Source organism: Streptomyces sp. NPDC088554, from assembly GCF_044752945.1.
Classification (GTDB): Bacteria; Actinomycetota; Actinomycetes; order Streptomycetales; family Streptomycetaceae; genus Streptomyces.
On the sequence record NZ_JBIVMF010000009.1, the window covers coordinates 24,249 to 46,868 of the forward strand.

The 22,620-nt window shown below is 70.9% G+C and carries 24 protein-coding genes, 1 other RNA gene and 2 pseudogenes; 8 read left to right on the forward strand and 19 right to left on the reverse strand.

Annotation, left to right across the window (positions count from 1 at the left end):
- Positions 1 to 29: 29 nt before the first annotated feature.
- The 3 genes from ACIP8W_RS12840 to ACIP8W_RS12850 all read left to right on the forward strand — a co-directional run bounded on the left by ACIP8W_RS12840 (position 30) and on the right by ACIP8W_RS12850 (position 2,588).
- A complete protein-coding gene (locus ACIP8W_RS12840; protein WP_401954508.1) occupies positions 30 to 764 on the forward strand; it encodes a class I SAM-dependent methyltransferase in 735 nt (244 codons plus the stop codon).
- A gap of 2 nt (positions 765 to 766) precedes the next feature.
- Positions 767 to 1,858 carry a prenyltransferase gene (locus ACIP8W_RS12845; RefSeq protein WP_402153603.1) on the forward strand — a complete coding sequence of 364 codons (1,092 nt, stop codon included), beginning with the start codon at positions 767 to 769 and terminating at the stop codon, positions 1,856 to 1,858.
- 181 nt (positions 1,859 to 2,039) lie between these two features.
- On the forward strand, positions 2,040 to 2,588 hold the full coding sequence (locus ACIP8W_RS12850) for a hypothetical protein (RefSeq protein ID WP_401954602.1): 549 nt from the start codon (positions 2,040 to 2,042) through the stop codon (positions 2,586 to 2,588).
- A gap of 150 nt (positions 2,589 to 2,738) precedes the next feature.
- Here ACIP8W_RS12850 and ACIP8W_RS12855 read toward each other — a convergent pair whose 3' ends face one another.
- From ACIP8W_RS12855 to ACIP8W_RS12890, 8 genes and pseudogenes are all read right to left on the reverse strand, one after another.
- Positions 2,739 to 3,566 carry a hypothetical protein gene (locus ACIP8W_RS12855; protein ID WP_401954506.1) on the reverse strand — a complete coding sequence of 276 codons (828 nt, stop codon included), beginning with the start codon at positions 3,564 to 3,566 and terminating at the stop codon, positions 2,739 to 2,741.
- 259 nt (positions 3,567 to 3,825) lie between these two features.
- Positions 3,826 to 4,755, reverse strand: coding sequence for an N-acetylmuramoyl-L-alanine amidase (locus ACIP8W_RS12860; RefSeq protein ID WP_401954503.1), 930 nt, complete (start codon positions 4,753 to 4,755; stop codon positions 3,826 to 3,828).
- A gap of 23 nt (positions 4,756 to 4,778) precedes the next feature.
- On the reverse strand, positions 4,779 to 5,363 hold the full coding sequence (locus tag ACIP8W_RS12865) for a class I SAM-dependent methyltransferase (protein ID WP_401954599.1): 585 nt from the start codon (positions 5,361 to 5,363) through the stop codon (positions 4,779 to 4,781).
- 232 nt (positions 5,364 to 5,595) lie between these two features.
- The gene (locus tag ACIP8W_RS12870; protein WP_401954500.1) at positions 5,596 to 5,850 is read right to left on the reverse strand and encodes a carboxypeptidase-like regulatory domain-containing protein; all 255 of its coding nucleotides are present in this window, start codon (positions 5,848 to 5,850) and stop codon (positions 5,596 to 5,598) included.
- On the reverse strand, positions 5,811 to 6,023 hold the full coding sequence (locus ACIP8W_RS12875) for a hypothetical protein (RefSeq protein WP_401954497.1): 213 nt from the start codon (positions 6,021 to 6,023) through the stop codon (positions 5,811 to 5,813). Before ACIP8W_RS12875 ends, ACIP8W_RS12870 begins: the two co-directional genes overlap by 40 nt.
- 69 nt (positions 6,024 to 6,092) lie before the next feature.
- A pseudogene (locus tag ACIP8W_RS12880) lies at positions 6,093 to 6,551 on the reverse strand (response regulator); the annotation flags it as partial.
- Between the two features lie 208 nt (positions 6,552 to 6,759).
- On the reverse strand, positions 6,760 to 6,930 hold the full coding sequence (locus tag ACIP8W_RS12885) for a hypothetical protein (protein ID WP_401954495.1): 171 nt from the start codon (positions 6,928 to 6,930) through the stop codon (positions 6,760 to 6,762).
- A gap of 122 nt (positions 6,931 to 7,052) precedes the next feature.
- Positions 7,053 to 8,255 (reverse strand): hypothetical protein, encoded by a 1,203-nt coding sequence (locus ACIP8W_RS12890; protein WP_401954493.1) that lies wholly within the window; start codon positions 8,253 to 8,255, stop codon positions 7,053 to 7,055.
- A gap of 297 nt (positions 8,256 to 8,552) precedes the next feature.
- Here ACIP8W_RS12890 and ACIP8W_RS12895 point away from each other — a divergent pair, with 297 nt between their 5' ends.
- From ACIP8W_RS12895 to ACIP8W_RS12905, 3 genes are read left to right on the forward strand one after another with little or no spacing between them, the layout of a single operon-like run.
- A complete protein-coding gene (locus tag ACIP8W_RS12895) occupies positions 8,553 to 9,416 on the forward strand; it encodes a Nif3-like dinuclear metal center hexameric protein (protein WP_401954490.1) in 864 nt (287 codons plus the stop codon).
- Positions 9,413 to 10,156, forward strand: coding sequence for a zinc ribbon domain-containing protein (locus tag ACIP8W_RS12900; protein WP_401954596.1), 744 nt, complete (start codon positions 9,413 to 9,415; stop codon positions 10,154 to 10,156). Before ACIP8W_RS12895 ends, ACIP8W_RS12900 begins: the two co-directional genes overlap by 4 nt.
- Positions 10,157 to 10,159: 3 nt before the next feature.
- The gene (locus ACIP8W_RS12905; RefSeq protein WP_401954487.1) at positions 10,160 to 11,515 is read left to right on the forward strand and encodes a bifunctional RNase H/acid phosphatase; all 1,356 of its coding nucleotides are present in this window, start codon (positions 10,160 to 10,162) and stop codon (positions 11,513 to 11,515) included.
- A 190-nt stretch (positions 11,516 to 11,705) separates the two neighbouring features.
- On the opposite strand, the gene yaaA is transcribed toward ACIP8W_RS12905, so the two are convergent.
- Together yaaA and ACIP8W_RS12915 are read right to left on the reverse strand one after the other, a co-directional pair.
- Entirely contained in the window at positions 11,706 to 12,512 is an 807-nt protein-coding gene (yaaA, locus tag ACIP8W_RS12910) for a peroxide stress protein YaaA (RefSeq protein WP_402203054.1), read from the reverse strand.
- A gap of 195 nt (positions 12,513 to 12,707) precedes the next feature.
- Positions 12,708 to 12,845, reverse strand: a pseudogene (locus ACIP8W_RS12915) (MerR family transcriptional regulator); the annotation flags it as partial.
- A gap of 91 nt (positions 12,846 to 12,936) precedes the next feature.
- On the opposite strand from ACIP8W_RS12915, the gene rnpB reads away from it, so the two are divergent.
- An RNA gene (gene rnpB / locus ACIP8W_RS12920) (RNase P RNA component class A) lies at positions 12,937 to 13,343 on the forward strand.
- A gap of 79 nt (positions 13,344 to 13,422) precedes the next feature.
- On the opposite strand, the gene ACIP8W_RS12925 is transcribed toward rnpB, so the two are convergent.
- The 9 genes from ACIP8W_RS12925 to ACIP8W_RS12965 all read right to left on the reverse strand — a co-directional run bounded on the left by ACIP8W_RS12925 (position 13,423) and on the right by ACIP8W_RS12965 (position 21,942).
- The gene (locus tag ACIP8W_RS12925; RefSeq protein WP_402202928.1) at positions 13,423 to 14,244 is read right to left on the reverse strand and encodes a hypothetical protein; all 822 of its coding nucleotides are present in this window, start codon (positions 14,242 to 14,244) and stop codon (positions 13,423 to 13,425) included.
- On the reverse strand, positions 14,228 to 15,124 hold the full coding sequence (locus ACIP8W_RS12930) for an aldo/keto reductase (protein ID WP_402202930.1): 897 nt from the start codon (positions 15,122 to 15,124) through the stop codon (positions 14,228 to 14,230). The genes ACIP8W_RS12925 and ACIP8W_RS12930 overlap by 17 nt, the downstream gene beginning before the upstream one ends.
- On the reverse strand, positions 15,124 to 16,320 hold the full coding sequence (locus ACIP8W_RS12935; RefSeq protein WP_402202932.1) for a cupin domain-containing protein: 1,197 nt from the start codon (positions 16,318 to 16,320) through the stop codon (positions 15,124 to 15,126). Before ACIP8W_RS12935 ends, ACIP8W_RS12930 begins: the two co-directional genes overlap by 1 nt.
- A 15-nt stretch (positions 16,321 to 16,335) precedes the next feature.
- The gene (locus ACIP8W_RS12940; RefSeq protein ID WP_402202933.1) at positions 16,336 to 16,476 is read right to left on the reverse strand and encodes a hypothetical protein; all 141 of its coding nucleotides are present in this window, start codon (positions 16,474 to 16,476) and stop codon (positions 16,336 to 16,338) included.
- A gap of 304 nt (positions 16,477 to 16,780) precedes the next feature.
- Positions 16,781 to 17,419 (reverse strand): hypothetical protein, encoded by a 639-nt coding sequence (locus ACIP8W_RS12945; RefSeq protein WP_402202935.1) that lies wholly within the window; start codon positions 17,417 to 17,419, stop codon positions 16,781 to 16,783.
- Positions 17,420 to 17,458: 39 nt separating this feature from the next.
- Positions 17,459 to 18,715: a helix-turn-helix domain-containing protein gene (locus ACIP8W_RS12950; RefSeq protein ID WP_402202937.1), complete on the reverse strand. Its 1,257-nt coding sequence runs from the start codon at positions 18,713 to 18,715 to the stop codon at positions 17,459 to 17,461.
- Positions 18,716 to 19,189: 474 nt separating this feature from the next.
- Positions 19,190 to 20,806 (reverse strand): protein kinase, encoded by a 1,617-nt coding sequence (locus ACIP8W_RS12955; protein ID WP_401954478.1) that lies wholly within the window; start codon positions 20,804 to 20,806, stop codon positions 19,190 to 19,192.
- Positions 20,807 to 20,888: 82 nt separating this feature from the next.
- A complete protein-coding gene (locus ACIP8W_RS12960; protein ID WP_401954475.1) occupies positions 20,889 to 21,080 on the reverse strand; it encodes a hypothetical protein in 192 nt (63 codons plus the stop codon).
- A gap of 10 nt (positions 21,081 to 21,090) precedes the next feature.
- On the reverse strand, positions 21,091 to 21,942 hold the full coding sequence (locus ACIP8W_RS12965; protein ID WP_401954472.1) for a helix-turn-helix domain-containing protein: 852 nt from the start codon (positions 21,940 to 21,942) through the stop codon (positions 21,091 to 21,093).
- 252 nt (positions 21,943 to 22,194) lie between these two features.
- On the opposite strand from ACIP8W_RS12965, the gene ACIP8W_RS12970 reads away from it, so the two are divergent.
- Positions 22,195 to 22,608: an ATP-binding protein gene (locus ACIP8W_RS12970; RefSeq protein WP_402150738.1), complete on the forward strand. Its 414-nt coding sequence runs from the start codon at positions 22,195 to 22,197 to the stop codon at positions 22,606 to 22,608.
- Positions 22,609 to 22,620 lie beyond the last annotated feature (12 nt).

A 22,620-nucleotide genomic window follows, 5' to 3' on the forward strand; every position in this document is an offset into this window, starting at 1 on the left:
CGCTTCGACCGCGAAAGCAGGACGACCCTGTGCTGACCGTGGACTTCACCCGCTTCCCGCTCGCCGCGGGCGACCGCGTGCTCGATCTGGGGTGCGGCGCGGGCCGGCACGCCTTCGAGTGCTACCGGCGCGGCGCCCAGGTCGTGGCCCTCGACCGGAACGGCGAGGAGATCCGCGAGGTCGCCACGTGGTTCGCCGCGATGAAGGAGGCGGGAGAGGCCCCGGAGGGCGCCACCGCCACCGCGATGGAGGGCGACGCGCTCCATCTCCCCTTCCCCGACGAGTCGTTCGACGTCGTGATCGTCTCCGAGGTCATGGAGCACATCCCGGACGACAAGGGCGTGCTCGCCGAGATGGTGCGCGTGCTGCGCCCCGGCGGCCGGATCGCGGTCACCGTCCCGCGGTACGGCCCCGAGAAGGTGTGCTGGGCGCTCTCCGACGCGTACCACGAGGTCGAGGGCGGCCACATCCGGATCTACAAGGCCGACGAACTGCTGGAGCGCATGCGGGAGGCCGGGCTCAAGCCGTACGGCACCCACCACGCGCACGCCCTGCACGCGCCCTACTGGTGGCTCAAGTGCGCCTTTGGGGTCGACAACGACCAGGCGCTGCCCGTCCGCGCGTACCACAAGCTGCTCGTCTGGGACATCATGAAGAAACCCCTGGCCACCAGGGTCACCGAGCAACTCCTCAACCCCGTCGTGGGCAAGAGCTTCGTGGCGTACGCGACCAAGCCGCACCTCCCGGTGGTGGCCGCCAAGTGACCCTGACCGGGCGCGGCCCCGAGGCCGTCGAGCATCTCGTCCTGCCCGGTGTGCTCACCGCCGAGCAGGCCACCCGGACGGTGGCGGCGCTCCGCGCCGTACAGCGCCCGGACGGCGCGATCCCGTGGTTCCGCGGGCACCACCTGGACCCCTGGGACCACACCGAGGCGGCCATGGCGCTGGACGCCGCGGGCGAGAGCGGGGCGGCGGCGCGGGCGTACGAGTGGCTGGCGCGCGCCCAGAACGAGGACGGCTCCTGGTACGCCTCCTACGAGGACGCGGACGGTGCCGTGCCCCGCTCCCGGGTCCGCGAGACCAACTTCTGCGCGTACCCGGCCGTCGGCATCTGGCACCACTACCTGGCCACCGGGGACGACGGGTTCCTCGACCGGATGTGGCCCGTCGTCCACGCGGCGATCGAGTTCGTCCTCACGCTCCAGCAGCCCGGCGGCGAGATCGGGTGGAAGCGCGAGGAGGACGGCACCCCCGTCAACGACGCGCTGCTGACCGGGAGTTCCTCCATCTACCAGGCGCTGCGCTGCGCGCTCGCCATCGCAGAGGAGCGCGAAGAGCCGCAGCCCGACTGGGAGTTGGCGGCCGGTGCGCTCGCGCACGCGATCGGCGCCCACCCGGAGCGGTTCCTCGACAAGAGCCGTTACTCGATGGACTGGTACTACCCCGTACTCGGCGGCGCGGTGACCGGCGCCGCCGCCACGGCCCGTATCGAGGAGGGCTGGAACCGCTTCGTCGTCCCGGAGCTGGGGGTGCGCTGTGTGCTGCCCAACCCCTGGGTGACGGGCGGCGAGAGCTGTGAACTCGCCCTGGCGCTCTGGGTGACGGGGGAGTCCGACCGCGCCCTGGAGATCCTCCAGTCCGTCCAGCATCTGCGCGCCGGGAACGGGATGTACTGGACGGGGTACGTCTTCGAGGGCAACATCGCGTTCTGGCCGGACGAGCAGACCACCTGGACGGCGGGCTCGCTGCTGCTGGCGGTGGCCGCGCTGGGCGGCGACGAGGCGACCACGGCCGTCTTCGGCGGCGAACGGCTGCCCCTGGGCCTCGCACCGGACTGCGCGGTCTGCGGCACGCCTTAGGGCGGTCGCGTACGGCACCCGTACGGCGCAGTCCGCGTGGCGACGGCACCGGCCGGGAGCGAGGCTACAGGCAGTCCGTCCGTCTAGGAGGTCTGCTGTGCTCACTCAAGCGAACGCCGGTGCGCGTACCGATACCGATACCGCTCCCCCCACCGGCCGTCACCCCCTCGCCCATGTCCCGATACGCCGCGCCGTCGTGGCGGTGGTGCTCTCCTGCGCCCTGCTGCTGACGACGGCGGCCTGCGGAAACAGTGGCAACAGGGGAAGCGGCCAACAGAACGTGGCCGACACCGTCAAGGTCGCGGCGACCTCCCCCGCCGAGAAACAGAAATTCGCCAAGACCCGCTTCGTCGCCAACGCGGGGCTCGCGGCCGGTGCCACGTACCAGTGGATCATCAAGCCGTACAAGAAGGGCAAGTTCAAGAAGGGCGCCCACGGCCGGAAGGTCGCCCTGGTCAAGGCCGGTCTCGCCGGTGTCTTCGCCTACAACAGGCTCAAGGCGGCGTCCAAGAACGCCAAGGGCGACCCCCTGCTGTCCAAGGCGGTGGCCCCGCTGACGGCCGGGATCGACTCCCTCAAGGACCTCGGGAAGAAGCTGCGCAAGGGCGACGCCGGAAGCGGTGACATCAACAGCTTCGAGAAGGTCATCAAGAACGTCAAGGACGCGGGGAGCAGCGCGGGCGCGCCGGTGAAGGACAAGGTGCCGTCGCTGTCCCAGCTGAAACAGTGAGCGGCGGGCGAAACCGCCGACCCGCCGGGATCCGTCCGCCGCGGCCGTCGTCCGGCTGACCGGCGGGGGCCGGGGAGACGGCAGTGGTACGGGAACGGCAGTGGCCCCCGTCTCCCGACGGGGGCCACTGCCTGCGGGACGGGGTGTCGTTCAGCCGCGCTGGATGCCCGAGGTGTCCTGGAGGACGCCGCGGCGCCCGTCCTGGGTCTGGGCGACCAGACCGGGACCGCGCTGCTCGACCGCGAGGTACCAGGTGCCGGGGGCGAGTTCGGCGATCGGGGACGGCGAACCGTCCTCGCCGAACAGCGGCCGCGCCACCGGGACCGCGAACCAGAACGGCGAGAAGTCGCTCGCGGGCGCGGCGGCCGCGCCCGTCGCCTGCGCGGGCTCGGGCTGACCGCTGCCGAGCGCGGGCTGCGCGCCGCCGAACGGCGCGGGCTGACCGCCCTGCGCGCCGAACGGCTGCGGCTGGCCCTGGGTGCCGAACGGCTGCTGGCCGCCGGGGTATCCGTACCCCTGGCCGGGACCGCCGGGCTGGCCCGCGTACGCCTGCGGGACCTGCGGCTTCGGCGGGCCGACGAGCGCGACCCGCAGCTGAGGCAGGAGCGGGGTGGCCACGGCGCCGCCCGCGAGGACCGCCGCGCCGAGGAAGCCGAGGATCTGGCCGCCGCCGGCCTTGCCGTCACCGAGCAGATACCAGAGCGCCGTCCACGCGGCGAAGATCGCCAGAGCGGTACCGAACTGGCCGAGTTCCAGACCGACGATCTTCCGCGGCTGGGGCAGCGCGCGGGCGGCGACGATCATAGCCGCGGCGATGACCCCGGCCAGATGGACGCTCATCACGACGCCCAGCAGGTCCCAGGCCTTCACGCCATCGGTGAGACCCGTGTCGTAGAAATTGAAGAACGAGGCGATGAACAGCAACACCGCTGCTCCGATCACCACGCCGTCGCCTCTAGTGAGGGAGCGGATGTTCACGTGAAAAGTCCTTCGTCAGTCGTCTCGTCGGGGCGGTCGTCGCTGCCGCTCGTATGGCGGTGCACGGTGCGAGCTCGGGGTGGCTCCCTATCGTACGGATGAATGTATCGCCTGCCCGATGGGGGCGTCTGCCGGGTATCACGCCTGGTTCCCGGCCTGTTACTGGGATCTGGCTATACCGTCGCCGATTTATGTCCGGTAAGTGGCCCATGGGCGCCATACGCGTCCGATATCCGGGTCGCTTCTTCGGCGCCGGGGGTCACTTCTTCAGGAAACCGCTGATGCCGTCCGCCAGCCCCAGAGCGGCTTTCCGCCGCCATTCCGAGCTGGTAAGCAGGGCCGCGTCGGACGAATCGCGCATGTTGCCGCATTCGATGAACACCTTGGGAACCGTCGAGAGATTCAGCCCGCCCAGATCCCTCCGTACGTCCAACGCCGTACCGTCGCCGATGTAGTTGGACGGAGCGCTTCCGGTCTCCCGGGCGAAATTCCCCACGATACGTTCACCAAGTTCACGCGAAGGTCCCACGATGGCCGAGGTGTCCGCGCCGCCACCCTTGACCAGGGCGGGGAGGATCACATGAAAACCGCGATTACCGGGCGCCGAACCATCCGCGTGTACGGAGACGACGGCATCCGCCTTCGCGTTGTTGCCGATACGGGCGCGCTCGTCGATACAGGGGCCGAACGGACGGTCATTGTCATGGGTGAGTGTGACGGTCGCGCCCTGTTTCGCCAGCAGATCGCGCAGCCGGTAGGAGACATCGAGACTGAACTCTGCCTCCGGATAACCGGCGTTGGTGGAGGTGCCGGTGGTATCGCATTCCTTGGTGGTGGTGCCGATGTCGACCTTGGCGTTGATTTCGGCGGTGTGATCGCGGTTGCGCGGATTGTGGCCGGGGTCGATGACGACGACCTTCCCGGCGAGCGGCCCGGCGCCGGGGGCGGCACTCGTGGCGGGCGTCGGTGCGGGGGTCGGTGCCGGCTCCGGGGCGCTGCCGCCCGGGACGTCGTCGTCCACCGCCGCCGCTCCGGCGACCGCGGGCGGCCCACCGTCGCCGGAGCCGCCCACCCCCTGCCAGACGAACCACCCCGCCAGCGCGGTGGACGCCAGCGCGGCGGCGGCGAGGGTGGGGCGGTTCCGGCCGAAGCGGCGGCGGACGGGCTGCGGGCTCTCGTCGTACGACACCGTCGCGATGCTAATCGGACGCGTCAGATTCCCGGCGAGATACGCCGCAGGACGCGCAACGAGTCAGTCGTCGAGACCTCGGCGAAGGCGCCGGACGCCAGCGCCCTGAGGTAGACGCGGTACGGCGCCTGGCCGCCGTGGGCCGGGTCGGGGAAGACGTCGTGGATCACCAGCAGCCCGCCCTCGGCGAGATGCGGCGCCCACCCCTCGTAATCCCCGGTGGCGTGCTCGTCGGTGTGGCCGCCGTCGATGAAGACCAGCCCGAGCCGCCCGCCCCACACCCGCGCGACCTGCGGCGACCGCCCGACGACCGCGATCACGTGGTCTTCGAGCCCCGCCCGCAGGAGGGTCTCCCGGAAGGTGGGCAGGGTGTCCATCAGGCCGGTCGGGTCGGCCACCTCCGGGTCGTGGTACTCCCACCCCACCTGCTGCTCCTCGCTCCCGCGATGGTGGTCGACGGTCACGGCGACCGTGCCCGTCGACCGCGCGGCGGCGGCCAGCAGCAGGGTGGAGCGCCCGCAGTAGGTGCCGATCTCCAGCAGCGGCAGCCCGGCCGCCCCCGCCGCCACGGCCGCCGCGTACAGCGCCAGCCCTTCGTGTACGGGCATGAACCCCTTGGCGGCCTCGAAGGCGGCCAGCACCTCGGCCGCCACCTGGGCGTCCACCCCGGCCCCGGGCCGGGCGGCCTCCGGTGCGGTGTCCGGCTCGGTCCCGGTGACAGCGGACATGGGGCGGCTCCTCGGTGCTGCTGGCGGCTGGTGGCGGGGCGTACGGCCGATCATGCTGCCGTACGCCCCGGCGCGCGAGGCTGCCGGGGTGCGGCTGCGCCGCCCGGCGGACTCAGGAGGTGACCGCCGCCTCCCGCGCCCCCCGCGCCAGCACCAGGTCGACATCGACGGGCGCGCCGTCCCCCGGGTACTCCGCGGGGCACGCGTGCGGCGCGTACCCGCTCGCCGTCCCCGCCAGTACGTACGGACCGGCGCCCGGGGGCAGCAGGGTGCAGCGGCCGTCCTCGTCGGCGGTGGTCAGGCCGGCCTGCCCGCCCCTGCGGTCGATCAGGGTGACCTTCGCCCGCGGGACGGGGGCGCCGTACACATCGAGCACCCGGCCCGGAAACCGCCGGAACCGGCGATCAGGGTCGGCGTGGCCCGGGCGGAGGCGACGCCGGGCCGGTGCGAGGGCGGGAACAGGGCCAGGACCAGCCCGATCGCCACCGCGCCCGCCGCGATGGCGAGGGCGACGCGGAAGCCGTCCAGGGAGGGCGGCAACCCGCGGTCCTGCCGCCCTTATTCCGCACCGCCCGATTCCGTTCTCGCGGACGGCTCCGGGCCAGGCTCGGGACCCGGCCCGGAGCCGGGCACGGGGTCGTCCGCGGTGGCCGCCAATGCCGGGTCGATGACGGTCTCGCCGGTCAGCACCCGCCGGATCGCCGCCGCCAGCTCCGCCACCGGCCCGTCCTTCACCAGGAACCCCACGACCCCCGCCGCCCTCGCCCGCCGCAGCGCCCCGGGCCGTACGGACGTCGCCAGGACCAGCACCCGGCAGTCCGGCACCTCGTCCCGCAGCAGCGCCGCCGTGTCCAGCCCGCCGAGCCCCGGCGCCCCGATGTCCAGCAGCGCCACATCGGGCCGCGCGACCAGCGCCGCGTCCACGACCGCCGCCCCGGTCGCCACCCGCGCGACCACCTCGATGTCCGGCTCCAGCCCGAGCAGCAGGGCGAGGCCGCCGTGCGCCGTCTCCCGGTCCTCGGCGAGGAGCACGCGTACGCACTTGGCGGGCCTGTGGTCCCGCGGCATCTCCGTCACGGGCCCAGGGTAGGGACCGGGCCCATGACGGACCGGCAGGTCGGGCCGGGGGCGCGGGGTGTCGGAGCCGCGAGGCTCCGGGCGTCGGGGGCGGCCGGGGCGTTCCACCGGACCGGCGGTCGACTCCGCCGCCCGCGCGGCCGTCCGGCGCGGTCCGGTGCTCAGGTCCCGGTGCCGAGGTTCCGGGCCGGCTGTACGGTCAGGCCGCGTCGCCGCTGTCCCCCGGGCGGCGGTGGCGTCCGTGGGGGGAGGAGTGGGGCGTCTCCGAGGGCGCCGCGCCTCCCCGGTGCCTGCCGTGGTGGTCGAGGCCGCCCTGGCTCTGTGCCCCCTGAGGACGCTGCTGGGTCGTGTCGGTCCGGGCTTCGGACATGTCGGAAGGTCCCCCGTCGTGATCGCTGCTTGTCGTGTGCGCGAGGCCGGGCCGCCCTGCGTCCCCGCCACCGTCACCGGCGTACATCCCGGTTCGGTACGGCCGCGCGGCCCCGCGGAATTCTATCCGGGCGCCCCGCGGCCGGTGAGAGGTGCCTGCTGCAAGGGCACCGGCCTGCACATCACAGGAGCGCGCGGAGCGGCGGATGGTTCCCCGTCCCCACCAGTGCCCTCCGGGCAGACGGGGGCCGAGTGGGCCGGTACGCCGGCGGCCTCCTCCGCCTCCTCCCAGGCCGGGTCGGGCGCGGGGACCCCCGCCACCCCGCAGGGCACCGCGCCCGTCGCGTACGGCAGGCGCAGCACCCCCTCGCGGGTCCACAGCCCGGACCCCGTCAGCCAGCCCTGGGGTGCGGGCCGCTGGTGCAGCCGGCGCCCCGAGGGCCGCCACATCCCCACCCAGCTGCCCGCCGGGCCGTCGATCCGCAGGGCCACCGCGCAGCTCTCCGGCATCAGCTCACGTCCCGGCTGCACGGCGAAGGGCGTCACCACCCGGCCCGCGAGCCGCAGGCACTCGGGGAACCGCACCGGGCGCATGGAGCCCAGGACGCCCCAGCCCAGCCGGTCGTGGCCCGGCGCGTCCGAGCGGATCAGCAGCAGCCCGCTGTCGGCGTCCGCGAGCAGCAGCCGGTCGTTGCTCCCCTCCGTGATCTGGAGCAGCGGGGACACCTCGCCGCCCCGTCCCAGGTCCACGGCGACGGCCTTCACCACGCCGTTCAGCTCCCGGTCCAGGGCCAGTATCCGGCCCGTACGGTCCAGCCAGACCCCGCCCGAACAGCGCCCCTCCACCTCGGCGACCCGCTCCGGGCCGAACGCGCCGCCCGCCACCAGCCAGACCGTGGTGGCGCGCGGTCCCGCCGAGAGCGCGTACGCGCACCGGCCGTCCGGCGAGGGCGGCAGCAGCGTCAGCCCCGCGCACTCGACGGCGCCCACCGGCACCTGCCCGGTGCCGGGGCCGGTCGGATACAGCAGCGAGAAGTCCCGCCGGTCCGCGACCCGGCGGCCGATGAGCACCCGCCCGTCGGTCAGCGGCAGCACCTCGGTGTCGGGCTCCTCGGGCTGGTCCAGGGGGAGCCGTACGGCATAGGGCTCGGGCCCGTCGAGGGTCCACCGCTCGGGGAACCAGGCGTCCGCCCGGCCCCCCGCGCCACGGGTGAGCCGGGCCGCGTAGCTGCCGTCCACGGTCACCGCGAACGCCTTCCGCCGCGGCACACCACCGCGCCCCGCCACCCCGCCCGCCGTGGCCGTCTCTGTCGCGCAGGACGTCATCGGTCCGTCACCTCCGGCGACGAAGCTAGTTTTCGCACTTCCTGCCGAACAACAGGACACTTCGCACTTCACACATAAGGGTGGGTGTACTGCGATTCGGCTGATTTCGCGGGACGGTTGTGCTGGGTGGTGCGGCGGCGCCGGAGCGCGCCGTACCCGAGTTTCCGCGTCCCGGCCGCCGCGCGGCGGCCGGGGAGACGGCCCTCCACCGCACCGCACCGGTCCGCGTGCGAGAGGCCGGAAGAGGGAATTTCCGCCACTGGCGGGCGGGGCAGGGTGGACAGGTAGCCTTGCTGCGTGTCCTCTGCCCCTTCCGCACCACGTCTCTCCGAAGTCCTCGGCGCGCTCGACGCCCTCTGGCCCCCCGAGCGGGCCGAACAGTGGGATGCCGTGGGCACGGTCTGCGGCGACCCCGAAGCCCCCGTGACCCGGGTCCTGTTCGCCGTCGACCCCGTCCAGGACATCGCCGACGAGGCCGTACGGCTCGGCGCCGAGCTGGTCGTCACCCACCACCCGCTCTATCTGCGCGGTACGACGACGGTCGCGGCGTCCACCTTCAAGGGCCGGGTCGTCCACACCCTGATCAAGAACGACATCGCCCTGCACGTCGCGCACACCAACGCCGACAGCGCCGACCCCGGGGTCTCCGACGCCCTGGCCGGGGCGCTGGACCTGCGGATCACCGGTCCTCTCGTACCGGATCCGACGGACCCGGCGGGACGGCGCGGCCTCGGCCGCATCTGCGAGCTGGACCACCCCGCGACCCTCCGCGACTTCGCCGCCCGGGTCGCGCACCGGCTGCCCGCCACCGCGCAGGGCGTCCGGATCGCGGGCGACCCGGACGCGATCGTCCGTACCGTCGCCGTCAGCGGTGGTTCCGGCGACAGCCTCTTCGACCGGGTGCGGGCGGCGGGCGTGGACGCGTTCGTCACCGCCGACCTGCGCCACCACCCGGTCTCCGAGGCCACCCAGCACTCCTCCCTCGGGCTGGTCGACGCCGCGCACTGGGCCACCGAGTGGCCCTGGTGCGAGCAGGCCGCCGCCCAGCTCGACGAGATCTCCGACCGCCATGGCTGGGACCTGCGGGTCCATGTCTCGAAGACGGTCACCGACCCCTGGTCCGCCCACCACTCATCCCACTCCTCAGGAGCCCCCAACTGAACGCCGCGCCCGCAGACCAGATCCGACTCCTCGACGTCCAGGCCCTCGACGTACGGCTGTCGCAGATCGACCACAAGCGCACCTCGCTGCCCGAGCACGCCGAGATCGAGTCGCTCACCAAGGACCTCGTCCAGCTGCGCGACCTGCTGGTCGCCTCGCAGACCGAGGAGAGCGACACCGCCCGCGAGCAGACCAAGGCGGAGCAGGACGTCGACCAGGTGCGCCAGCGCGCCGTACGCGACCAGCAGCGGCTGGACTCCGGTGCGGTCAGCTCCCCCAAGGACCTGGAGAGCCTCCAGCGCGAGCTGGTCTCGCTGGCCAAGCGCCAGGGTGACCTGGAGGACATCGTCCTGGAGATCATGGAGCGCCGCGAGTCCGCGCAGGAGCGGGTCGCCGAGCTGACGGAACGTGTCTCCGCCGTCCAGGCCAAGACCGACGACGCGGCGGCCCGCCGGGACGCCGCCGTCGGGCAGTTCGACGCCGAGGCCGCGACGGTCACCAAGGAGCGGGAGATCGTCGCCGGTTCCGTACCGGCCGATCTGCTCAAGCTGTACGAGAAGCTGCGCGTCAAGGAGGGCGGGGTGGGCGCGGCCCGCCTCTACCAGCGCCGCTGCGAGGGCTGCCGGCTGGAGCTGAACGTCACCGAGCTGAACGACGTCAGGACGGCGGCCCGGGACACCGTGCTGCGGTGCGAGAACTGCCACCGCATCCTGGTCCGCACCGCCGACTCGGGCCTGTAGCCGATGGCCCCGGCCGGACCCACCTTTGTCGTCGAGGCGGACGGCGGCTCCCGGGGCAACCCGGGACCCGCCGGGTACGGCGCCGTCGTCCTCGACCCCGCCAGCGGTGAACCGCTGGCGGAGGCCGCCGAGTTCATCGGGGTCGCCACGAACAACGTCGCCGAGTACAAGGGCCTGATCGCCGGTCTGCGAGCCGCCCTGGCGCTGGACCCGGCGGCACGGGTCCACGTCCGGATGGACTCCAAGCTCGTCGTCGAGCAGATGTCCGGGCGCTGGAAGATCAAGCACCCGGACATGAAGCCGCTGGCCGCCGAGGCCGCGCGGATCTTCCCGGCGGAGCGGGTCAGCTACGAGTGGATCCCGCGCGAGCGGAACAAACACGCGGACCGGCTGGCCAACGAGGCCATGGACGCGGGCCAGAAAGGCCGGCGCTGGGAGCCCGCCGCCTCCACCGCCGCGCTGGACGCGAGCGCGGCCAGGTCCGCCGCCGCCTCCGTACCGCTCGCGCCGTCCGGCCCGCCGGGCGACGCGGCGGCGGGCGCGGCGAGGGCACGGGCCGCGCTGGTGGGCGCGAATGCGGGTACGGGTGCCGGTGCCGGTACGGGCAGGGGTACGGGCCCGAGGCGCGCCGCCGGACAGCCGGAGCTGCCGCTCGGCGGTACCGGCGCCGCTACGGAGCGGCCCGCCCCGGCCGTCGGCTGGGGGACCTCCGCCGACCTCGGCGCCCCCGCCACCTTCCTGCTGCTGCGCCACGGCGAGACCGCCCTCACCCCCTCCAAGCGCTTCTCGGGCAGCGGCGGCACCGACCCCGAGCTGTCGGCGGTCGGCCGTGGCCAGGCCGAGGCGGCGGCCGTGTCGCTGGCCGCGCGCGGCACGCTCCAGGCGATCGTCTCGTCACCGCTGCGGCGCTGCCGCGAGACGGCGCAGGCCGTCGCCGACCGTACCGGCCTGGAGGTCGTCGTCGACGACGAGTTGCGGGAGACCGACTTCGGCGCCTGGGAGGGGATGTCGTTCGGGGAGGTACGGGAGCGCTACCCCGACGACCTGAACGCCTGGCTCGCCTCGACCACCGTCCCGCCCACCGGCGGCGGCGAGAGCTTCGCGACGGTCGGACGGCGCGTCGCGGCCGCCCGCGACCGGCTGATCGAGCGGTACCGGGGGCGTACCGTCCTGCTCGTCACGCATGTCACCCCGGTCAAGATCCTGGTCAGGCTGGCCCTCGGGGCGCCGCCCGAGTCGCTGTTCCGGATGGAGCTGTCGGCGGCCTCGCTGTCGGCGGTGGCGTACTACGCGGACGGCAACGCGTCGGTACGGCTCCTGAACGACACGTCGTACCTGCCGGAACAGCCGCAGGCCTGACGGTGGTCGGGTGCGCGGGGCCGGGCCTGTGCCGTCAGCGGCGCGGGCCCGCCGCCCCGTGGGCCGCCGCCCCGATCCGTACCCGGTGCGTACAACGCCCTTGAGCGGAAAGCCCGTTGCTCGCCGCGCAACGGGCGCGAACACAACGGGCGCGAACGGTGTGAACGCGCAACGGGCGCCCCCGCGCGCCTCAGCGGATCTCCTTGACCACCACATCCAGCGCCCACGGCTGATCGGCCCCGGCGGGCGCCTTCGTCTCCACGGTGAACCCCAGCCCCCGCAACGCCTCGACCAGCTCGGCCGGGTCGCGCGGCCGGACCCCGGCGGTCAGCAGATCCCGTACCAGCCGGCCCTTCGTCGCCTTGTTGAAGTGGCTGACCACCGACCGCTTCTCGGCCCCGGTCGCCAGATCGGTCCGCGAGTGCAGCACCCGTACCGTCGCCGTACGTCCCGCGAGCGCGCCCTTCGGCTTCCACGCCGTCGCGTACGCGGCCGACCGCAGGTCCAGCACCATCCCGTCGCCCGCCGCCTCCGGCAGGACCGGCTCCATCGCCGCCCGCCAGTGCGCGCCCAGCGCGCCGATCCCCGGCAGCCTGATCCCCATCGAGCAGCGGTACGACGGGATCCGGTCGCCCACCCGTACCGCGCCCCACAGCCCGGAGAAGACCAGCAGCGACTTCCCCGCCCGCCGCCGGGCCGCCGGATCGAGGGTCGCCAGGTCCAGCGCGTCGTACAGCACGCCGGTGTAGATCTCCCCGGCCGGACGCGTACCGGCGGTGCGCAGCTCGGTGTTCTTCGCGATCTCGCCGCGCAGCCCCGCGCTCAGCCCGAGCACCTCACGGGCCTTCTCCTCGTCGGCGGCGCACAGCTCGGTCAGCTCGTCCAGTACGGCGGCCCTGGCCCCGGCGAGTCCCGGCAGCGACAGGGATTCCGGCTTCAGCGGGGCACCACGCCCGGAGGCGGCCTTCCCCTCCGACGGCGGCAGCAGCACGAGCACGGTGGTTCTCCTCGGACGTGGGGGGCGGGGCGCGGGGGTGTTCGGCCCCCGCGCCAGGGTAAGCGACCCGCCCTCCCGCTCAGACGGGATCCGGTCGCCGGGCGCGGAACGCCCCCACGACCTCCTCCGGCCGGTCCGCGGGCGCGGTGCGCCGTACATCCGCCCGGCGTCCGGCGCGGTGTCGAGCAGGGCGAGCAGCACGGTGTCCCGCACCGAATAGTCCCGGTATCCATTGCTCCGCCGGGCGGGCTCGGGGAGCAGGCCCAGATGGTGGTAGTGCCGTACCGCCCGGGAGGTGACTCCGACGAGCGCGGCGATCTCTGCGATCCGCATGCCACCCAGTACAGACCCTGACGCCGCGGCAAGGTCAAGCCGCCCGGTCCTGGACGGCCACCCGGGTCGACTAGGATGGCCGCACGGCAGACGAGCCGGGCGGACGGCCGCGTGGAGATCCTTTACGGACCTCCCCGAGGAACGTCCGGGCTCCACACGGCAGGGTGGTGGGTAACGCCCACCCGGGGTGACCCGCGGGACAGTGCCACAGAAAACAGACCGCCCGGCGCGCAGGCGCCGGGTAAGGGTGAAACGGTGGTGTAAGAGACCACCAGCGCCTGAGGTGACTCAGGCGGCTAGGTAAACCCCACCCGGAGCAAGGTCAAGAGGAAGCACCTTCCGAGGCGCTTCTGCGCGGACGTTCGAGGGCTGCCCGCCCGAGTCCGCGGGTAGACCGCACGAGACCGGCGGCAACGCCGGTCCTAGATGGATGGCCGTCTCCCCGGCCGCCGCGAGGCAACCGGGAGACAGAACCCGGCGTATAGCCCGACTCGTCTGCCGTGCAGGAGAGCAGGCTCCTGACCAGGAGAACCAGGTCAGGAGCTCTTTCGCGCCCCGGTGAATGCGCGGGGAGCCTTCAGCGCAGCAACCGAGCGATCTGTTTTTGCAGGGGTTCCTTGAGGCCCATGTTGTTACCCCGTCCCATCCCTTGGACGAACTCGCTGGCCACGACCAGTTGAGAGAAGCGCCCGGCGGGGGAGCTCAGTACGGGTTCGAAAGTCCGCCAGACCTGCTTGGCGACTTCGGGAGCGGCGAGGCTGGAAATATAGAGGGTGGCCTCGTCGTAGCCGGTGGGGGCCAGCCCCCAGCGTTCCCAGTCCAGGATGCTCAACTCGGGGCCGACGAGATTGGACCACTGAATGTCAGCATGCGCGGTGTTCCATTCTGGAACTTCGGTATTGATGTCGACTTCGAGGAATCGCGGTAGCGCCCAGTGGAGGCGTTGCTGACGGATCGCCACCCGATCCGTACGGACTTCCTTGACGGCCGCAAGGGCGTCGCTCAGTGATGTCCACCAGGCATCCGGAAGCTGAAGGTCGGCTGGTGGCAGGGCCGTACGGCTCAAGGGCGGGCTCTGGAGACGGTCGTAGACTTCTGCTCGGTACGCGTAGCCGGCCGCCAACCAGGTGTGCACCAGGTGCAGCCGGGGACGGGGGACACGGTTGGAGAGAACCTTCTGGGCCACCTCCGGGCCGTCCCAACTCGCCTCGGCGGCCTTGTCCTCCGGCAGAGCCGAGAGACGAAGCCATCGGCCGCCCGCCACGGCAGTGCTGAGGCTGCGGCCATCCCATCCCCAAGTCTCCTCGGAGCCGTCCACAGCAACGGGGAAAGCCTGTGTCGCCCGTTGAAGGGCGGTGCGCATCCGTTCAGCCGTGGCGTCATCAGGCGGGGAAGGCATCCAGGATCCTCCGAAGTTCGGTGCCGTTCAAGGGCGGCCGCAGGACGGATTGGGCGGCTGTAGACCAGTGTTGTCCTGTGCTCGCGGACAACAAAATGCGGGTCACTCCGGGGGCTGACGCCACCATGCCGAGGAGTAGTTCGAGCGGGGTCGCTCCCGGCAGGAGCCGTTCCGCCACCGTGGGAGTGATGATGCGAGCCAGCTCGCCGCCGTGGAGCGGTGCTGACGCGTAGACGTTCAGACCAGCCGCCTGGGCATCCGCCAGTACGCCGCGCTGCGTCAGCGTGTCTGCTAGGGGGCCGAGATGGACGAGGGACAGGGGGAGCTGAATGGCCTGGAGCCGGTGTGACGGGCCGCCGGCTTCGCGCGCCAGGTCGAGCAGACGAGCAACGGTCAGAGACCCGTCATGCAGGGCCGACCACGCAGCCACTCCGTACCCCCGGGTAAGCCCCCGCTGACAGCAGGCTTCGAGTGTACGAAAGGCTTCGCGGACCCGTTCCTCCAGCTTGCGCGGCTTGGGGCTGCCGTGCTCGGGGTTGTGTACGAAGGTCACGTCAGGGGCTCGGCCGAGTGCCATCTTGCTACGGGCCGCCTGCCACACCAGGAAACACGGTTCCAGGCTGTGCCCCTTGCGGGCCGCGCTCTTGGAGAGAAGCCCCGACTCCACGGCCTCGGCCTGGCATTGTTCGGAGAGGAACCCCATTTTCGTGGAGACCTTGACGTGAGGGTAGGCCGCCAGGACGGGGGCGAGGAGGTATTCGGCCTTGCCACGTTGGTAGTTCGGGGCGGTGTCGATCCAGTCCACGCCCATTTTGATGGCTGCCTCGGCGGCCTGCACGATGTCCCGCGTACGGTACGTCCCCAGACCGAGCCGTGCCATCAGATCCTCCCGGCGGAGACCACGTGCCCCGTAACCAGGGTCGTGATCACCTTCGCGGCCTGTCTCAGCGACAGGCCGGTGCCGTCGATAAGGGTGACCAAGCGGTGCTCCTTACGATCGGTGAGGCGTTCCAGCAGCGGCCGTGCGGCGGCGGCGAAGGTCAAGGTCTCCCCACCCGCAGTCAGGACCGCATTGCCGTCCTCGTCCGTGGTCAGGGTATGGCGTGAGGTGAGCATCTGCGCCGTGACGTGAGGATCGGGCGGTACTTCGCTGATGAAGGGGAGGGACGGTCGGAGCCGTACACGCTCGGTGGCGTCGCGGTGAGCGGCGTACCGGTCGATCAGGCTTCCGTCCTCCAACTCGGTGACCACCAAGCCGCGAAGCCTGTCCATGAACTGTTGTTTCTCTTCCGGCGTGCCGAAGCGTGGAAGGTCAGCACGGAAAGTCTCGTCGGTCCGGAGGATCTCGGAGAGCCAGATCAGGAGATCGGCGCCGGTCATGGTGGTGAGCCCGCAGGTGAGGTGCATCGAGCGTTCGCCCTCGGAGGCCGAAACGCTGTGCCACCAGCCGCGCGGGAGATAGAGCATGTCGCCGGCCGTGAGGACGAACTCGGCGGTTGGCTCCTCGGGCGGCGCGTCCGGTTCCGCGACATCGCGGTGCATCGGGGCGATGCGGGTCGGGCCGTACAGTTTCCAGCGTTTCGAGCCGTCCAGTTGGACGACGATGACGTCGTGGTCGTCCCAGTGGACACCGAAGCCCTCGCGCCCGGTCCACGAGGCATAGAGGTTCACCTGCACCTGTGTGCGCAGAGCGGCTTCAAGGTCGCCCGCCAGCTGCTGAACACCGTGGTGTAACTCGTCGATCGCGTCGATGACCAGTGTGGCGCCCTTGTCGAGCCGCTCGTGCAGGGCGGCAGGGTGGAGCCGCTGCCACACCGTGGAGCGTCGGGTGACGAGAGGAACGCTGTAGGCGTCCTGCGGAATGGTCTCTCCATCGGCTGAGAGGCGGAGCCGGGGTGTTTCCAGACGATGCCGGGCGATGATGTCGTTCAGGTCGTCCCAGCCGAGGGTTTCCCAGCTGAGGAGGGGGGCGACGCTGTCGGCGTCGCCGTGGAGGACGCGGAAGCTGCGGCCGAACGCCTCGGTGAGGAAGTCCTCACCGAGGCGCGCGACGACCGCAGACAAGCGAGCGGTCATGTGTGGTCAATCCCGTCAGTCGTTGCCGTCGGACTTGCCGCAGGTGGTGTCGGACGGGGTGGACAGCCGCGAACGGGCAGCGGTCACGGACTGCTGGGCGACGAGGAGGTCATCCCCGCCAGTGGCCGCCGGAGCGGCCTTCGGTTTCTGTTCCATAACGGTCTCCTTCACGTGTGTGACTTTCCAGCCCAGGGGTTCCTGCGCTGGTCGAGTCCGCCTCCGTCACATCCGGAGCGGAGACTCCGGGTATCGGGGGTACGACGGGGGCGGAGCCTGCTACCTGCCGCTGTCCGAGGCTGTCGCAAGGACAGGGCGAGGCTGTCTGGTGAGATAGCGAACTGGTCAGGGGGCCGTGGTGAGGCGTTTGACCGACCGGTACACGGTGACGGCGCAGTCCATTTGCCACGGGCTATGGCTTTCGAAGATCAGGATGTTGGGCCCCGAAGGTTCCCGCTGATACTCATTGCCACGCCTCGTCCTGGTCGTGCGTCATGCGGTAGACAGCGGCCAGACGTTTGGCTTGGCGGGCTACCTCGCGCATGTATTCGTATGCGCCGAACTGGGTTGCTTCGGTTGTGGGACGTGCCTTGAGGTCCAGCAGCCGGTATGTATCTCGATACATCGTGCTGATGTCGGGGTCCTCGTCGTATCCGAGTTCCTCAGCCAGCAGCGTTTCGATGTAACGGATGAGTCGTCGGATGTCGGAATCGATCTGGGTGCGTTCCGGCATTGCAAGTCTGATGGCGAGCGCGTCGGCCACCGCGTCGTCGACAGCCTGCAAGTCGACGGTGACCTCGTCTCCGTAGGCATCGGGCGGAGCCGGAATCTCGGTCATCGCGCTGTGCTCGGTGGCTGCTTCCGGTACGTCGTGGTGCTGCGTGAGACACCCGAGAGGGGCCGTCCAGTCCGTGCCGCCACTCTCCGGTACCAGTTGGTAGATGCTCGTCGCGGTGTCTTCGGGCAAGGCGACCACGACGCCGATGCGGCGCCGTGAGGTGTCGTACACGAGATCGCCGCGATCGGGCGCCCATTCGAACGCCGTATCAGCCAACGCGCTTCGGCGCTTGGCGCTTTGTGAGGTGCGTTGTCCTTCCGTCATGCGACAGAAGGTAGGGGCGCGACTGCCCCCGAATATGAATCAGGGGAATAGCCCCTGGTCATCTAGGTGAAAACGGCTCGACATCCCTCGCAACTGCTCTCGTGTGGAAGCCCGTTCGGCATAGACGATCTTGCGGAGGGTGGCCCGGCCGATGGGGTGGTTCCGAATGAGCTGGGGCGCCAGATCCTCGGCCTTGCGCAGCTCTTTGAGGGCTCTGCCCCGGTCGCCGTCCCAGAGGTAGGCGCGGGCCAGATCCATATGGTGGTGCCCCCTACGGGATTTGGGCAGCGCGGCCAACTGTTCGGGCTTGGTCTTCTTGTTCAATCGCAGAGCGTCGACCTGGTCACCCATTTCCAAGGCGACGTTGATCCCATGGATAGCGACGTTCCCTGAGGAGAATGTGAGTGAGTGCCGGTCATCGAGGGGCGGCCCGGGACGGGTCTCGGCACGCTCGCTCGCCTGCTGTGCCAGGCTGATCCGATGGCTGGCATCCGCCTTGTTGGCCGCCCGAGCCGCTGATACGGCTGCCCGGAGTTGGAGGCTGCCCCAAGCTCGTACCGCGAGGGGCTCACCTCGTTCGTAGTGCGGTTCGACGTTGCGCAGCGCCTTGTCGGCCAACGCGGTGGCATCGGCCCAGTCGGCGGTGGCCCACATGTCCCACACCCGCATCCAGTCGGCGACTGCGGGCAGGACCGGATCGCCGGACAACTGGGCAGCCCAGGAAGCGCGCTCGCACGATGTGGCGATCAGCTCGGGATGGCCGAGCGCATGAGCTGCGGTGTGCGCGAACTTGCAGCAAATGGCATAAATGCCGAAAGCTTCTTCGCGCTCGTGTCCGGCAGCGACCTCGGCCAGGGCATGGGCCTCGCGCAACAGGTCGGGGAGGGTACGCAGAATCGCGATGTTCGACGCCGCGTCCCGAAGCCGGTGCAGACGCTTCATGTCCTGCCACAACTCGGTGGATGAGCGAGGGGTTCCGTCGAACACCGGGGTCAGGTCGTAGCGGCGCAGCTCTCGCAGAATGGATGCGGCAGCAGCCTGCCACTGAAGTTCCGGCGAGGCGCCGATGAAGTACGGGCGGTCGATGAGCTCGTTCGGGTGGCAGTGCAGGGCGGACGCGATGCTGTTGATCAGTGCGGCCCGGTCCAGCTCGATGACGCCCTTCTCCACCTTTGACATCCAGGCTTGGGAGTAGCCGACCGCTGCCGCCAGGTCGGCCTGTGGTATCCCGAGGGCGAGTCTCCGACGCTTGATACGCCGACCGATGGCCTCTTGCTCTTCCAGCTCGTGCGGCATCGTGGACTCCTGGTTCCGTTCATGCTCGACACGAGAACGGTACCCACCCCGCTTGCGGCTGGGAAACCGTGATGGCCGGGCCGCAGAGAAGCACAGAACGCGCCCGCCACCTCAGCAGAAGGGGCGGGGCGTTCGTCTTTGGAGCCGGGATCCGGGGCTCGCTCAGGTCGCGCGCTCCGATCCTTCATGCTTGGCTATCGACATATTCGCGCCCGTTCCAGGTGGGCGGCGAGCTTTCCCACCCCCCCGGTTCCAGTCGGTACCGCCTGCGTTCCTCGCGGCCTCGTACGAGACGTGGATGGAACGGCGCTCGGCGAGCGACAGATCGCAGGAGGACTGCCTTCCAGATCGCAGAGCGTGCCGGGAGCTCCCGAGGCATGTCCTCGGCGACCTGGCCGCAAGCTTCGTCGCCCGAACACCGTGCCGCTCCTGATGAAGAGGGCGAGGACCAGGAGTGACGGCACCGGCGGGACGTCAGTAGGGGGCTGGTCCCTCCTGGCCGCGCAGCCGGGTGAGGAGGTCGGCGATCTCGAGGGTCTCCTCGTGGTCCTCGCCGAGGAGTACGCACATGTCCTCGTGGAGGGCGTCGAGGACGCCTTCGGCCTCGGCGCGGCGGCCCTCGGAAAAGAGGAGGATGCCGATGCTGCGGCGCAGGTCGAGAGCGGTCTCGGAGGCGTCTCCTGCCGTGTCGGAGACGACTTCCAGGACCTCCTGGAACTCCCGCAGGGCGGCGGTGGCCCGGCCGAGGTTGGCCCGGCAGTGGGCGGCGTGCCGACGGCACTCCAGCGCGTTGTCACTCGACGGTCCCTCCGTACGGGCGTAGACGGCGGCCAGCGCGTCGAACTCCGGTAGGGCGCGCCGGAAATCCTCGCCGGCCATGAGTACCGCCGCACGCTGCCGCCGAAGACCGAGCACACGCGGGTTGTACGTGCCGAGAGCGGTGGCCGCCTTGGCGATCGCCGCCTTGAGGACATCCGCGGCCTGGGCGAACCGTCCCCTCTCGGCGAGGTCCGCGGACCGGGCGTAGGCGTCCCTGACCGCGTCTCGTAGCGCGGTGTCGACGCGTGCCGGAACCGGCAGCGGAGCCGCGGGTTCGGGGGAGGGCACAGGCGCTGTGGTCCGCCGCAGGGGCGCGTTCGGCCGCCGGTAGATCAGCGTCGGGTCGGGTACCCCGGAAGGGGAGCCGCCGTCGGTGAAGACCATGGGGTCAGCCGCTGAACCCGGCTGCGGCAGGTGCGGCGACAGACGTTCGTACACCGCGTACGCGTCGGCCGGACGCTGCTCGGGCGCCTTGGCCAGCAGGTCGAGAGCCAGCGCCTCCAGGTCCTCCGGCACCTCGGGCCGCAGGGCGCGCAACGGCTTCGGCGGTACGTTCATGTGCTGGTGCAGAAGCTGGTATTCGTTGTCGCCGCTGAACACCGGCTCTCCGGTGAGGAGTTCGTGCAGCACGCAGCCGAGCGCGTAGAGGTCGCTCAGCGGTGTGATCTGCGCGCAGTCGATCTGCTCGGGCGGCATGTAGCGGCTGGTACCGATCCGGCTGCCGGTGGCAGTGAGCCGGGTGACGTCCGTGCGCAGCAGCTTCGCGATGCCGAAGTCCAGCACCTTCACCGTGCCGTCCGAGGCGATGAGAATGTTGTCCGGTTTCAGGTCGCGGTGCACGACCGGGATCGCGTGGGCGTACGACAGGACCGTGCAGATCTGCGCGGCGATCGACGCGGCCCAGCCCACCGGGAGCAGCGCCGCCGCGCCGTCCTCCGTGCCCGCGAGGACCCTGCGCAGGGAGATCCCGCGCACGTACTCCATCACCAGGTACAGCCGGTCGAACGACGCCTCGTCCAACACCGCGTCGAACACCTGCGGCACCCCGTGGTGGCCGATGCGTGCGGTGACGCGCGCCTCGCGCTCGAAGCGGCGGGCGAACTCCGCTGCCTGCGTGGGCGATGCGACGACGTCGGGCCGGATGAGCTTGACCGCGATCTCCCGGTCGAGAACGGCGTCGTAGCCGCGCCAGACCGTGCCCATGCCGCCGGACTCGATCTCCTCGATCAGCTCGTAGCGGCCCTGCTCGCCGATTCTCCGTGCCTGCGCCACGCGTTACGCCCCCGCTGTCCTGATGCCTCGCCGGCCGATCGTTGTACACCGTACCGACTGGCGGCGGCGCGCACGGCGGGTCCTACAGCAGGTGGTCGGCCTTGCCGGCCTTGATGTCGGTGATGAGGGTGCGCAGGGCTTCGAGGGAGTCGGTGAGGTAGTGGTCCTCTTGGCCGTTGACGGTTATGTAGCCGTTGCCGTCGGCGTCGGTGCCGAGGCGGAAGCAGGAGCTGCCCTCGGCGCAGAAGGGCTCTTCCCAGGTGATGTCGGGCACTGGTGGTTCCTCATAGTTGGCGTGTGAGTTCATGAATGAAGTCTCGGGACTGCTCTGGCGGCAGTGCCAGACCTTCCAGCAGATCGAGTTGTGCCCGGTATTTCACCAACTGCCCCTCGGAGTGGAGGAAGGTGGGTCCGTGGGAGCTGTCCACCTGCACTGTATCGAGCTGTGGCACGGGCCCTTCGGTGTAGACGAGGGTCTGCCCGGCTCCAGGGAAGGCGCCGTGGGTGAAGGGGAGGACGAGCATGGTGACGTTGTCCCGTTCGGAGACTTCCAGCAGGTACCCCAACTGGGCGCGGGCTACGCTGGCGCCGCCGAACTGCATCCGCAGTGCGGCCTCGTGGATGACAGCGACGTACGGGATCACGGTGTCACCGGTGATTACCTGCTGGCGTTCCGAGCGCAGCGCGAGCCGCAGAGCAACCTCGTGCTCGGGTAGGGCAGGGACCGCAGCACGGAAGATGGCCATTGCCTGTTCCGATGTTTGGAGCATGCCTGGTACGTGCACGGTGTTCGCGCCCCGCAGACGCACCGCGCCGGCCTCCGTTTCGGAGATGTCCAGCAGTCCTTGCGGCAAGCTCCCTCGATAGCGCTCCCACCACCCTGCTTCGCTCGGCTCTGCCATCTCGGCCAAGGCGTCGATGTACTTCTCGTCGGTGCAGTCGCAGTTGCAGGCCAGCGTGCGCAGTCGTTCGGCACTGATCGCGCGTAGTCCGGACTCCATGTTGGAGATTCTGCTCCGATCGACGCCGAGGAGTCCTGCGGCGTACTCCGCCGACATACCGGCCGTGGTGCGCATCCTGCGCAGTTCACTTCCCAGGCGCTTCTGCCGTTGGGTGAGGATCGTCCTTGGTGGCATGTCGTTCCTTCCGTGCCGGAGATGTTCGCAGGAGTTCGATGGGCGTCAGTTCACCGCAGCGAGGCCATTATTGCGAACCGCATGGCAAATATGGCCCCCCATGCCCTACTGTCGGTATCGCGCACGCTACACACCGCAACGCCGGAAGCGCACCGCGCGAGCATGCCCGCCCGCCCTGGGACGGGTACGCCCGTGACCAGGGCGGTAGGCCACCGGCGATCCCCAAACCCTCACACAGCCGTGGAGTTCGTCATGCCCGAGATCCCCCTCGTTCCTGCCCACTGGCGCTTCCCCGCCCATCCCGCCTCCGTACGGCGGGCCCGGCACGCCGTCGCCGCATCGCTGCCGGACGCCCTCCGTCCCCACTTCGGCGACGACCTGGGCCTGTTGACCTCGGAGCTGGTCACCAACGCGATCCGGCACGGCGCCTGCGGGGAGGACGGGGACCTCGTCGAACTCGTCCTGTGGCCCGCCGACGGACACTACTGGCTCGCCGTCTCCGACCCGGGTACCGGAAAGCCCGCTCCGGCCCGCCCGGACACCGGCTCCGAGAGCGGCCGGGGCCTGATCCTCGTCGAGAGCCTCGCCACCGCCTGGACCGTCCGGCCCCGCCCCACGCGCGGAACGTCCGTGATCGCGGGACTCTCGTTCCTCCAGGGAGGTTGACCGGGCGGGAGC

Bases quoted from the DNA above. Each gene is read 5' to 3' on its own strand.
- ACIP8W_RS12865 (WP_401954599.1), bottom strand. From the start codon at position 5,363: ATGCCCGTACACGAAGGGCTGGCGCTGTACGCGGCGGCCGTGGCGGCG.
- ACIP8W_RS12885 (WP_401954495.1), bottom strand. From the start codon at position 6,930: ATGTCCGAAGCCCGGACCGACACGACCCAGCAGCGTCCTCAGGGGGCA.
- ACIP8W_RS12890 (WP_401954493.1), bottom strand. From the start codon at position 8,255: ATGACGTCCTGCGCGACAGAGACGGCCACGGCGGGCGGGGTGGCGGGG.
- ACIP8W_RS12905 (WP_401954487.1), top strand. From the start codon at position 10,160: ATGGCCCCGGCCGGACCCACCTTTGTCGTCGAGGCGGACGGCGGCTCC.
- ACIP8W_RS12925 (WP_402202928.1), bottom strand. From the start codon at position 14,244: ATGCCTTCCCCGCCTGATGACGCCACGGCTGAACGGATGCGCACCGCC.
- ACIP8W_RS12930 (WP_402202930.1), bottom strand. From the start codon at position 15,124: ATGGCACGGCTCGGTCTGGGGACGTACCGTACGCGGGACATCGTGCAG.
- ACIP8W_RS12935 (WP_402202932.1), bottom strand. From the start codon at position 16,320: ATGACCGCTCGCTTGTCTGCGGTCGTCGCGCGCCTCGGTGAGGACTTC.
- ACIP8W_RS12940 (WP_402202933.1), bottom strand. From the start codon at position 16,476: ATGGAACAGAAACCGAAGGCCGCTCCGGCGGCCACTGGCGGGGATGAC.
- ACIP8W_RS12945 (WP_402202935.1), bottom strand. From the start codon at position 17,419: ATGACGGAAGGACAACGCACCTCACAAAGCGCCAAGCGCCGAAGCGCG.
- ACIP8W_RS12950 (WP_402202937.1), bottom strand. From the start codon at position 18,715: ATGCCGCACGAGCTGGAAGAGCAAGAGGCCATCGGTCGGCGTATCAAG.
- ACIP8W_RS12965 (WP_401954472.1), bottom strand. From the start codon at position 21,942: ATGCCACCAAGGACGATCCTCACCCAACGGCAGAAGCGCCTGGGAAGT.
- ACIP8W_RS12970 (WP_402150738.1), top strand. From the start codon at position 22,195: ATGCCCGAGATCCCCCTCGTTCCTGCCCACTGGCGCTTCCCCGCCCAT.